Source organism: Streptomyces boluensis (genome assembly GCF_009908195.1).
Taxonomy (GTDB): Bacteria; Actinomycetota; Actinomycetes; order Streptomycetales; family Streptomycetaceae; genus Streptomyces; species Streptomyces boluensis.
Window position 1 is genome coordinate 1 of sequence record NZ_JAAAHS010000277.1, and the last position, 10,303, is coordinate 10,303.

Here is a 10,303-nt window from a genome sequence, read left to right on the forward strand (position 1 = left end):
GACCCGGACCGTCCCCGACCCCACGGCACGGAACCCAACACGCCCTGCCGGATGGGCTGTTCACGGGCGAACCCGACGCAGGCATCTACGACGCGCTGCGCGCCACCCGCGCCCGCATCGACCTCACCCCCGGCCAGCCCGACCTCTCCGCGTTCCCGCGCGCGGCCTGGCTACGGGCCGAACGGGCCGTGCTCGCCGAGCTGTCCACCGAGAACCTCGGATACGGCGACCCCCGCGGCACCCCACAGCTGCGCCGCGCCGTCGCCGACTGGCTGGCGCGCAGCCGCGGCATCCGCGTCGAGCCGGGCGAGGTACTGATCGTCGCCGGTACGGCTCAGGCGCTCACCCTGCTGCACCCCGTACTGCGGGCGGACGGCATCGACAGCGTCGCGGTGGAGGACCCCGGCTCGCTCGGCACCCGCCAACACCTGCACAACGGAGACCTGGCCACCCCACCCGTGCCGGTCGACGAGCACGGCGTACGCATCGACGCACTGCGTGCCACCGGCGCCCGCGCGGTCCTGCTCACGCCCGCCCACCAGTTCCCCACCGGAGTCGTCACCAGCGGCGAGCGCCGCCGCGAGCTCCTTCGCTGGGCCCAGGACGGCGGGCTGATCCTCGAGGACGACTACGACGCGGAACACCGCTACGACCGGCCACCGGTGCCCGCCCTGCGCTCCCTGCTCGCCGACCGGGTGTGCTACATGGGCAGCGTCTCCAAGCTCCTCGCCCCCGCGCTGCGGATCGGCTGGATGGCGCCGCCGCCCTGCCACCGCGATGCGCTGATCGACGCCAAACGCTTCACCGACCTGGGAAACGCCGTCCTGCCGCAGCTGGTCCTCGCCCGGCTGATGGAGTCCGGCCAGCTGGAGCGGCATCTACGGCAGCTGCGCGGCCGCCACCGAAGGCGACGCGACGCCATGATCGCCGCCATCACCGAACACCTGCCGGGCGCGGTCGTGCACGGCGCGGCAGCCGGCCTGCACCTGACCGTCACGTACACACCGGGCGTGCCCGACACCGAACTCGCTGCCGCCGCGCTCGACCGGGGTGTGAAGTGCCATCCGCTGTCGTGGCACCGGCAGTTGCCCGGCAGCCCCGGCCTCGTCCTCGGCTACGCGGCGAGCCCGCCCGGCGTCATCGCCGAAGGCGCGGCAGCACTCGGCCAGGCGCTGCGCGAGCTGGCCTGAATCCGCGGAGGTCGGCGACGGCCTGAGCGCCGGAGGGCCGCTCCCGGTGCGGCCGGGACCGACTCCGGGCAAGGTAGGAGGGAGCCATGTTCGTGCTGCCCGTGGCCGGCATGGAGGAACTGATGCTGATGCGAGGGGCTCTCGCTGAACCGGAGTGAGTGATGTCCCGCGGCGGGTCGTTCGACGACAGTGAGGAGCTGCTCAACAGGCTCGGGCTGATGACAGCTCGGGCGCGCGAGCTGGCGGCCACCCAGCGTTCCCGTGTCGAGCTTGCCGTGGAACTGCAACGCGGCATGCTCCCCGGGGATCTCCCGCACCCACCCGGCATCAGCGTGGCGGTCGGGTACACACCCGCCACGCACGGGCTCAACGTCGGCGGCGACTGGTACGACGCGTTCACCCTGCCGGACGGCCGGGTGGCGATGTCCATCGGCGATGTTCAGGGACACAACATCAAGGCAGCCGCCTTCATGGGCCAGGTACGCGTCGCACTGCGCGCGCTGGCCTCCGTCACCGGGGACCCCGGGGAGCTGCTCCGCCGTACGAACGACCTGCTCATCTCCCTGGGCTCGGACCTCTTCGCCACCTGTACGTTCCTGCGGCTCGACCCCGTCACCGGCATCCTCGAGTCCGCGCGGGCCGGTCACATACCCCACATCTGGGCGACCGCCGACGGCCGGTCCGGGGTCTCCGGCGGCGACGGGGGACCCCCGCTCGGGGTACTCCCCGGCGCGGAGTACCCCGTCTCGCGGCATCAGCTGACGCTGGGGGGTGTCTTCGTGCTCCTGACCGACGGAGTGGTGGAAGGGCCGTCGCTGAACCTGGACGACGGCCTCAGACAGGTCGCCCGGCTCGCCCAGCTCGCCGTGGTCGCGGGCGTGGGCATCGACGGCCTCGCCGAGGCCGTCATGAAGATGGCGGACACCGTGGGCCACGAGGACGACGCGGCCGTCCTCGTCGTCGGCCACGACGGCGGCACGCGAGGCAGGCTCCTGCCGAACGCTGAGACACCTCAGGAGAGCGCAACGCAGGACCCGTGACCGCATCGGCCCGAGTCGTTTGGATGGCTTTTGGATGGCTGAGGAAGCGGGGCCGGTGTCTGATAGCTGGTGTGGTGGATGGTCGACAGTTACGGCGCCCCGTGAAGACGGCGCTCGAGACGCTCGCCGTGGCCGCGCTGTACTTCGCGGCCGGGCGCCTCGGACTGCTTGGCGCGCTCGGCGTCCAAGGTGTCGTGGTGACACCCATCTGGCCGCCGACCGGCGTCGCCGTGGCCGCACTGCTCATCTACGGCGTACGGGTCTGGCCGGGCATCGCGGCCGGCGCCGCCCTCGTCATCGCCTCACTCACCACACTGCAGGCCACCGCACTGATCAACATCGCGGGCAACACCCTGGCCCCGCTCAGCGCCTACCTCCTCTTACGCCGGGCCGGGTTCCGCCTCGACATCACGCGCCTGCGGGACAGCCTGGCTCTCGTCTTCCTCGGCGCGTTCGGCGCCATGCTGATCAGTTCGACCCTGGGGGTCGGCGGCCAACTGCTCACCGGAGACCTGGGCACCGAGAACTTCTGGTCCGTATGGCTGGCCTGGTGGGTGGGCGACGCGATGGGCGTCCTGCTCGTCACCCCGCTGCTCCTCGTGCTCTGGGGCGCGACGGGCCCGGTCTCCATCGGGCGGTGGAAGGAGAGGGGCTGTCTGTATCTCGTGGCCGCCGCCCTCGTCCCGCTGTCAGCGATCAGCCCCATGAGCCTGCTCTTCCTCATCTTCCCCCTGCTGATCTGGGCAGCACTGCGCCTTCAGCTGCTCGACACCATGCTGTGCGCGCTGTTCGCCTCCGTTCTGGCCACGTTCGCGGCGAACACCGCGAGCGGCGCATTCATGCACATGTCCAACGTCGAGGTCATGGCCAAGCTCCAGGCGTTCAACGGCGCCGCCGCACTCACCGCGCTACTGCTGTCCTCCCTGGTGACCGAACAGCGCGCCACCCGACGCTCGGTCCAGCAGGCCTGCGACGAACTCGCCGAGGTCCTCGACCACCTCAGCGCGGGGGAGGCCTTGCCGGGAGGGGCCGGCCAGCAAGGGCTGGACGGACTGGGTGGACTGGGCGGTGACGACGACACGAGACGCTGACGGCCGGCGCACCTTGATGTGGGAGGCGGAGATTCACGCGGAGAGGAGCTTGTCGCAACGATGCGGTGGCTCCGCGCGACGGATCACTAGGGCTCAAGTTCTGCGAGCAGGGTCCGTACTGAGAGCGAGTCGCGCGAGCAGATCGGCGAGCTGCGCCTGCTCGTCCTCGCTGAGTCCGGCAACGAGCTGGCGCTGATTGTCCAGATGGACGGCGATGAGCTCGTCGGTCAGCGCGACGCCCTCGGCGGTGAGGGTGATAAGGCGCCCGCGTGAATCGGTCTCGGCGACGGTCCTGGCGACCAGGTCACGAGCTTCGAGCCGGTCGACCCGCTTGGTGATCGCGCCAGTGGTGACCATGACGGTGCGGCTGAGTTCGCCCGCGGACAGCGCATAGGGCTCGCCGGCCCGGCGTAGCGCCGCGAGTACGTCGAAGTCGCCGTTTCCCAGCTTCGCGGCGGCGAAGGGCGGCCGGAGCTGCTGATCGAGGGCGTCGGTGAGTCGGAAGAGGCGCCCTATGACGAGCATCGGAGTCGGATCCAGATCGGGGCGCTCGCGCTTCCACTGTTCGACGATGGCGGCAATGGCGTCGGCCTGCATGCCTTCACCATATCTTCCGCGGATGATAAAACACCTTCCATGGAAGATAAAAGCGCGCCGAAAGCCGCCCCACCAGGAGCGCTTGCCGAGCCGAAGCGGGGTCCGACGCGCGGAGACCGGGGTCCGATACGCGCAGAGCAGCATCCGACGCGCTCAGACTCCAGCGGACCCGGTACAGGCACAGGCATACGCATACACACACGCACGCGCCGCCGCCTCATCGCCGCAAGCCTGGTCAGCTCGATCGGCGACGGCGTATACGTGCCGCTGACGATGCTGTTCGTCCACTCGCTCACCGGCCTGTCCCTGACCTCGGTCGGCGCGGGCCTGACGATCGCCGGGCTCGCTGCGCTCGCGTTCATGCCGGCCGCGGGCATCCTCATCGACCGGTTCGGCGGCCGACAAGTACTCATCGGCGCCTGCGCAATGCCGGAATGGGATGCGGAAGCCTGGCGGCGGCCGGAATGCTCGCGGTCAACGGCAGCACCGGCTTCATCATCGCCGCCGAGGCCCTGACTGTTGTCTTCGTCGCCGCCGCGGCACTGGTCGCCCGGATCCCGAACATCCGCGGCGGCAACAGGCTGTCGCAGAAACACGACGGGTACCGGCAGGTGCTCGCCGACCGGCCCTACCTCCTCATCACGGCAGCCAACTTCCTGATCGCCTTCGGCTACACCACGCAGGCCATGGCCCTGCCGGTCTTCCTCACCCGAGACGTCGCCCTGCCCGATGCCCTGGCCGGCGCGGTCTTCGCGGTCAACACCGCCCTGGTCGCCGGGCTCGGCGTCCCCGCCGCCCGCCTCGCCCTGCGTGCCAGACGCACCCGCGGGGCCGCGCTCGGTGCGGCAGTCTTCGCCCTCTCCTTCGCGGCCTTCGCCGTCCTGCCCCAACTCGTCAGCGGCCCCGACGCCCTCGCCGCCGTCCTAGCGGTCGCGGTCCTCTACACCGCCGGCGAACTCATCCACTCCGCCCCCTCGCAGGGCCTGTCCGTCCAGGCCGCCCCCGACCACCTGCGCGGCCGCTACTTGTCGGTCTACCAGCTCTCCTGGTCGGTCTGCCGGACAGTCGCGCCCATGCTGTTGGGATTCCTGCTCGATGCGGGGCCATGGCACTTGTGGGCTGTACTCGCACTACTGGTCCTGACCGGCGCGGCAATCCTCCTGTGCGCCGAGCGATCACTGCCGACGCATACGGTCACCGCGAATCACACGGCGGCTCCTCCTGCCCCGACGACCACCAGCGCCACCTCGGGGAGGGACTGACTGCCAGGTCGCCCAGTGCACTCACCCTCGGGACCCGCTGTCTACCCGCCGTCGTACGGCGAGTCCGCCGGGGCCAGGCAGAGCGTCATGGTGACTCGCCCGTTGCGGCTCTCCTCGTACCGAGTGACGCCCGCTGGGCACTTGCCGTCCGAGCCGGGATCTGAGAGCCGTTCCACGAGCCGGTACTCGGCTTTGTCCGCATCGCAGTCGATGACAAACAGCGATGGCTCCCCGCGCGTTCCGCGGTTCTCCAAGCACTCGCCGACGTCGGCTTGCCGCCCGACCCGGGTGGGTTCACCGTCCCCGCCGATCAGCAGCATCGTGCCCGTGAAGGCGATCCCAAGGACGAGGCAGACGATGCCGATGACGGTGCTGGGGTTGGTGCGTCGTCGCTGCGGGGGTGGCGCCGGGTGCGGTGCCGGACCCGGATACGGATAGCCGTACGGAGAAGCCTGCGGTGGCGCCTGCCCCGAATAAGGCTGCCCGTACGGCAGTTGGCCCGGTGGCCCGAGCGGAGGTTGGCCACCCTGAGGCGGCGGAGGAATCGACATGCTGGCCCCCGTACTTCGCGGCGCCGCTGCGCCGCTGACTCGACTGACGATCACCACAAACTAGTCCGGGGACGCGGGCGCGTGCCGCTCGGGGCGCCCAGCGGGTACCGGCGGGGCAGGGGTGCAGGGCGCAGGGGCGCAGGGGACCCCGAGGTTTACTGGCCGGTTCGCAACGATCACGCCGAGTGTTTGTTACACGGCTTATGTCTGGCTTTGCGGTTGTTTGCGTAGCTTCATTGGTGTCGCCACGAACGAGGGCGGCGCCACCCAGCTACCCAGCACACCTCGACCCGGAGGGCCTGCCGCCATGTCCATGAACCCCCGCCGTACGCACCTCTGCATCGTCGCCGCCGCCGCGATCGCCGCCGTGTCCACGGGTGCCTGCTCCGTCGCCGCGAGCCACGACCGCACCCCGCAGGCCGCGACCGTCGGCATGACGCACAGCGCGCCCACGGCCGATACGCACACCGACTCGCCCCCGCAGCCGGACGGCGCAGACCAAGTTCGACGGTGAGGCAGGCGTTGAGGCAGGGGCGCGGCGAACGGTGCGCCTCGTCAGAGGTCCTCGTGCCGGGCCAGTACGCGGCCGAGCAGGCGGGTGAGGGTCTGCCGCTCCTCGGCCGACAGCGGTTGGAGCAGGTCGTCCTGCACCTGGTCGACGACCCCGTCCATGCGCCGCAGGTGCCGGACGCCGGCCCTGGTGACGGTCACCTTGTTGCGCCGGCCGTGGTCCGGGTCCGGCGAGCGGTCGACGAGGCCCTGCTCGACCAGTTCGTTCACGGCCGCCACCACGTCGCTGCGGTCCATGCGGGACCGGCGTCCGAGCTCGGCCTGGCTCACCGCTCCGAACTCGTGCAGCACCGCGAGGGCGCGGTAGTGATGCCCGCGCGACCCGGCAGCGGCGAAGGCGTCGAACACCAACCGGCGGGTGTGCACGGCCAGTTGGGTGATCAGCCAGCTCGGCTTCGCCGCCATGCGTGCGGGCATCTCGTCCATGCGAGCCACCATAACAGTGTTGGTGAGACCAACACTCTGTGAGTAATGTTGGTGCCACCAACGAATGAGCGGGCCGATGTCTGAGGAGACAACCCCATGATCCTGGTCACCGGTGCCACCGGAAACGTCGGCCGCAACCTCGTGCGCGAACTGCTCGACGCGGGCGAGAAGGTACGGGCCGTCACCCGGAACCCCGCTGCCTCCGGCCTGCCCGACGACGTCGAGGCCGTCCCCGGCGACCTCACCCGCCCCGAAACCCTGCCCGCCGCCCTGCGAGGCGTCGACCGCGCCTTCCTGTTCCCCGTCCATGGCGCCCTCGACGCCTTCCTCGCCGCAGCCGAGAACGAGGGCACGCGGCACATCGTGCTGCTCTCCTCGGACTCCGTGACCTTCGCCCGGCCCGGCTGGATCGGCGAGCAGCACCTCGCCTGCGAACAGGCCGTCGCCGACTCCGCGATCCCCTGGACCTTCGTACGCCCCACCGTCTTCATGGCCAACGACCTGGCCTGGGCCCATGGGATCAGACACGGCGGAACCGTACGGGGCGTCTACGGCAGTGGCGCCATGGCCCCGGTCGACGAGCGGGACATCGCCGCGATCGCCGCCCACGCCCTGCTCACCCCGCACCCCGGCACGACGTACGAACTCACCGGACCGCACACGCTCAGCCAGATCGACCGGGTCCGGATCATCGGCGAGACCCTCGGCGTCCTGGCCCGTTTCGAAGAGACCTCGCGGGACGACGTACGCGGGCGGCTACTCGACCGACTGCCGCCTCCCGCCGCGGACTTCCTCCTGGACCAACTCGCCGCCTCCCGCACGGAACCGGTCCCCACCCTGCCGACCGTCGAGCAGGTCACCCAACGCCCCGCCCGCACCTACGCCGAGTGGGTCGCCCACCACGCCGCGGCATTCGTCGGCTGACTGACTGACTGACTGACTGACTGGCTGCGTCGTCCTGCCATGGCTACTGAACGCCATGCGGACGTTGGCGAGTTGGTCGTGCTTGGCTTCTTCGGCCCATGCGCCACTGCCCTCGAGTGGTTGCTCAACGCGCTGCACGAGGACGGTAGTTGAGGGTGGACCAGATGGCTCGAAGCGGCCCTGAACACTATTGAGGCCCGGCACATACGGCTGTCCGGCATGTTCTCGCACGCCGTGCGACACAAGCGCATCCCCAACAACCCCGTAAGGGAGGCCAAGAAGGCCGGAATTCCCAGGGCGCCAGTGGACGAACGGTCATTGCCTAGCGAAGCCGAGATAGCCGCCCTCGCCCGGGAAATCGGGCCGCGGCCGGAGCCTGCAGTCTGGCTCATGGCAGGAGCGAGACTTCGCATCAGCGAGCAAGGCTTGATCAAGTTCCGTAGGCGTCTGGGTTGTTGGCTCCGTTGTGGGACGGCGACGTGGGAAGGTCGCCTCCACAACGGAGCTTCGGTGCGTCAGGTCGCGTACCGGGCCAGCATCGTCATACCGCCGTGACTTGCACATCCGAGAGATCACCACGACGTTGCAATCACCTGGGCCTCGCGGCCGAAGCGGCGTGTTCCCCGGAAGGGGGAGCGCGGTGGAGGGCCGCTCCCGCTGGCTGGCCGGGATCGGTAGGCAGCAAGCCGGGAGGTAGTCCGGGATCAGCCGAACGTCTTGGGCTATGGGTTCGCTCGATGAGGCGAAAGCGACGGCAGCTACAAAATCCAGTGGGTGATCCTGATGGAACAGGTCCGATCGTTGAAGTCGTCGCCGACCCAGTCGGTGCCCTCGTAGAAGGTCTTGCTGGCCCCGCAGCAGCCGTCCTCGGCGTAGAGGACAACGGTGCGGGGGTAGCCGACCGCCTTTACCGCGGAGAATCGCAGCGAGCTGATGGTCTGGATGCCCACTCCGCCGGCACCTTGCAGGTCGGCAGCGCTGTATACCAAGTCTCGGCCACCGCCGCTGTAGGCGGGGAGTTTCTGGCTTTGGCCCTGGTGGTTGGCGTCGGCGAACACCTCGATGCAGATCGGCTCCGGTGGTTGCACGTTGTCGAAGATCGACGGACGCATTTCAAACTCGGACATGCTCGGTGGGATCCTTCCGATGTCGGACTGATTCCCTTAGATCAACTCACGGAGAAATGCGCCTGCCAAGACCCCGTTAGGTTGAACGGTGCATGCGAATTCGCCCCAACCTGAAGGGGCCTTGCGTTACGAGTCTCCGGGCATGAGCGTGATCGACGTGTCGTTCCTGGAGGGCCGGATCATTGCCGACGTAGCCCAGGTGAACGAGGGCTTGATCAAGCGTCTGGGCTTTTGGTGATGCCCAGGTTGGGGAGTGCTCGTTCGGGTTCGTCGCGGATTGTTCGGGTGGTCTTGGCGATGTTGTCGCCTCCGGGGGTTTTCAGCACGCCGATGCCGAGGTTGCGGAAGGTCGCCATGGCGCGGGGTGCGGTCACTGAGCTTGAAAGCGTGACGTTGTCAGGGTGATCCGCGGATGGTGAGTCCGGTGCCGGCGAGGTAGTCGTCGGTCAGGCTGCTGCGGTACTGGATCTCGCGGAGTCCGTGTCGAACTCTGTGGATGACGTCTTCGGGATCGTAGCGGGCGGTGTTGGCAATGGGCCGCGTCTCAGCAGCGACCAGATGCCCTCGACCGGGTTCAGGTCGGCGCGAGCGCAGGACAAGAGCCGCATGGAGTGGGACACCGCCGGGTGGAGACCGGACGCGACTTCACCAGGAGAACGGCGAGATGCTCCCTCCCCCCCCCGCCAACGTCACCCGTCGATTCATCGAGCTGTACGAGGAGATCGGTCTTCCGCCGATCCGGCTTCACGATCTGCGCCACGGCGCCGTGCCCCTGGCCGCCTACTCGGCCGAGGCCGATCTGAAGGACATCCAGGAGATGCTCGGCCACTTCTCGATCGCCATCACCGCGGACACGTACACGTGCACGCTGCCTGAGGTCGACCTCGCCACAGCCGAGGCCGCCGCCCGTCTCGCCCCCCCCGCACGCCCGGTGGCACAAGCCGCCAAGCGTGCGAGGCAGACCTCGAAGGGGCACGGAGCCCAAAGCCGATGCCGTACCGGACGATGCCGAGGAATCCGCAACTGGGCCCGGCCCGGGTGGTGCATCCGCTCACGCAAACTCGAACCGACGACCTTCGCTCTACAAGTCCTGGAGGGGACGGTTCAGAGGGGTCCGGGCGGTCCTTCCCTATCCAGGGATGCCTGGGCAGAGGGGGTGCGGTGTGCTGCCCGATCCATGTGGTGAGCCACTCTGGGGCCCCGTCCGCTCACGCATACGGTCACCCTGACCAGCTGTTTCAGCAGCGGGAAAGGTGGCCCGTCCGCTCATGGGTACGAGACGTCGTCCTTCTTCGCGCAGGCGGACTGATCACTCCTCCCAGGGAGTGAAATTGATCAGAACTCTGCCCGTGTGCTGGCGCAAAGTACATCGGAGCAATCACTCTGTTCCAGCCCAAATCCACCTGAACCAGATAGGGATTCCCCATATGCGTATGCGTCGTTCTCTCGGACTCCTGGCTGCCGCGTGCGCAGCCACTCTCACGCTCGGTGGCGCTGCAGGCACTGCCTACGCTCAGCCCACCCC

The 10,303-nt window shown here is 69.1% G+C and carries 12 protein-coding genes and 1 pseudogene; 7 read left to right on the top strand and 6 right to left on the bottom strand.

What is annotated here, in order from left to right:
* From GUY60_RS27190 to GUY60_RS27200, 3 genes are all read left to right on the top strand, one after another.
* The coding region (locus tag GUY60_RS27190) for an aminotransferase-like domain-containing protein (RefSeq protein WP_161702437.1) at positions 1 to 1,190 on the top strand (1,190 nt) is incomplete at its 5' end.
* A gap of 161 nt (positions 1,191 to 1,351) precedes the next feature.
* The gene (locus tag GUY60_RS27195; protein WP_161702439.1) at positions 1,352 to 2,230 is read left to right on the top strand and encodes a PP2C family protein-serine/threonine phosphatase; all 879 of its coding nucleotides are present in this window, start codon (positions 1,352 to 1,354) and stop codon (positions 2,228 to 2,230) included.
* A 71-nt stretch (positions 2,231 to 2,301) separates the two neighbouring features.
* Entirely contained in the window at positions 2,302 to 3,321 is a 1,020-nt protein-coding gene (locus GUY60_RS27200; RefSeq protein ID WP_161702441.1) for an MASE1 domain-containing protein, read from the top strand.
* A gap of 93 nt (positions 3,322 to 3,414) precedes the next feature.
* Here the strand turns inward: GUY60_RS27200 and GUY60_RS27205 are convergent, their stop codons facing one another.
* The gene (locus tag GUY60_RS27205) at positions 3,415 to 3,918 is read right to left on the bottom strand and encodes a MarR family winged helix-turn-helix transcriptional regulator (protein WP_161702443.1); all 504 of its coding nucleotides are present in this window, start codon (positions 3,916 to 3,918) and stop codon (positions 3,415 to 3,417) included.
* A 261-nt stretch (positions 3,919 to 4,179) separates the two neighbouring features.
* Between GUY60_RS27205 and GUY60_RS27210 the strand changes: the two genes are divergently transcribed.
* Both GUY60_RS27210 and GUY60_RS27215 read left to right on the top strand, forming a co-directional pair.
* A complete protein-coding gene (locus GUY60_RS27210; protein WP_161702445.1) occupies positions 4,180 to 4,434 on the top strand; it encodes an MFS transporter in 255 nt (84 codons plus the stop codon).
* Positions 4,353 to 5,180, top strand: coding sequence for an MFS transporter (locus GUY60_RS27215; protein ID WP_161702447.1), 828 nt, complete (start codon positions 4,353 to 4,355; stop codon positions 5,178 to 5,180). The genes GUY60_RS27210 and GUY60_RS27215 overlap by 82 nt, the downstream gene beginning before the upstream one ends.
* Before the next feature lie 41 nt (positions 5,181 to 5,221).
* Here the strand turns inward: GUY60_RS27215 and GUY60_RS27220 are convergent, their stop codons facing one another.
* Positions 5,222 to 5,731, bottom strand: coding sequence for an LppU/SCO3897 family protein (locus GUY60_RS27220; RefSeq protein ID WP_161702449.1), 510 nt, complete (start codon positions 5,729 to 5,731; stop codon positions 5,222 to 5,224).
* 307 nt (positions 5,732 to 6,038) lie between these two features.
* Here GUY60_RS27220 and GUY60_RS27225 point away from each other — a divergent pair, with 307 nt between their 5' ends.
* On the top strand, positions 6,039 to 6,245 hold the full coding sequence (locus GUY60_RS27225; RefSeq protein ID WP_161702451.1) for a hypothetical protein: 207 nt from the start codon (positions 6,039 to 6,041) through the stop codon (positions 6,243 to 6,245).
* A 41-nt stretch (positions 6,246 to 6,286) separates the two neighbouring features.
* On the opposite strand, the gene GUY60_RS27230 is transcribed toward GUY60_RS27225, so the two are convergent.
* Positions 6,287 to 6,727, bottom strand: a complete 441-nt coding sequence (locus GUY60_RS27230) for a MarR family winged helix-turn-helix transcriptional regulator (protein WP_161702453.1) — start codon at positions 6,725 to 6,727, stop codon at positions 6,287 to 6,289.
* A 96-nt stretch (positions 6,728 to 6,823) separates the two neighbouring features.
* On the opposite strand from GUY60_RS27230, the gene GUY60_RS27235 reads away from it, so the two are divergent.
* Positions 6,824 to 7,651, top strand: coding sequence for an NAD(P)H-binding protein (locus GUY60_RS27235; RefSeq protein ID WP_161702455.1), 828 nt, complete (start codon positions 6,824 to 6,826; stop codon positions 7,649 to 7,651).
* A gap of 758 nt (positions 7,652 to 8,409) precedes the next feature.
* Here GUY60_RS27235 and GUY60_RS27240 read toward each other — a convergent pair.
* The 3 genes and pseudogenes from GUY60_RS27240 to GUY60_RS39195 all read right to left on the bottom strand — a co-directional run.
* A complete protein-coding gene (locus tag GUY60_RS27240) occupies positions 8,410 to 8,778 on the bottom strand; it encodes a hypothetical protein (RefSeq protein ID WP_161702457.1) in 369 nt (122 codons plus the stop codon).
* 215 nt (positions 8,779 to 8,993) lie between these two features.
* The gene (locus GUY60_RS27245) at positions 8,994 to 9,152 is read right to left on the bottom strand and encodes a hypothetical protein (protein ID WP_246235742.1); all 159 of its coding nucleotides are present in this window, start codon (positions 9,150 to 9,152) and stop codon (positions 8,994 to 8,996) included.
* 22 nt (positions 9,153 to 9,174) lie between these two features.
* Positions 9,175 to 9,359: pseudogene (locus tag GUY60_RS39195) on the bottom strand (transposase); the annotation flags it as partial.
* Between the last annotated feature and the right edge of the window lie 944 nt (positions 9,360 to 10,303).